The organism is Paraburkholderia sp. SIMBA_054, assembly GCF_046534875.1.
Taxonomy (GTDB): domain Bacteria; phylum Pseudomonadota; class Gammaproteobacteria; order Burkholderiales; family Burkholderiaceae; genus Paraburkholderia; species Paraburkholderia hospita.
The window spans coordinates 1-306 of the sequence record NZ_JAWRXV010000497.1 but is presented as its reverse complement, the minus strand read 5'-3'; the positions used below and the strand labels follow the sequence as shown (position 1 = coordinate 306).

General features: G+C 61.8%; 1 pseudogene. It reads right to left on the bottom strand.

What is annotated here, in order from left to right:
- Window positions 1-306: pseudogene (gene emrD / locus SB822_RS56060) on the bottom strand (multidrug efflux MFS transporter EmrD); the annotation flags it as partial.

Below are 306 nucleotides of genomic sequence, written 5' to 3'. Positions count from 1 at the left end.
CGGCAACATCGCAGAGAGCGACGCCAGCACGCCGGAACCAATGTTTTGCAGACCGCCGACCAGCGCGCCAGCCGTGCCCGCCAGGAAGGGGAACGGCTCCATCGCGCCGCTGGTCGCCAGCGGAAACAGCATCCCGGCACCGAAAAAGAACAGCGCGGCGGGAACGAGCAGCGTCCAGACATTCATCACGCCAAACCAGTCGGGGATCCACATCAGCAAGCCAGCCAGCAGGCAGCAGATAACCGACTGCCACATTAACGTGGAGAAGCGTTTATTGGGACGTCCGGCAAACCATGCGCCAAAAAA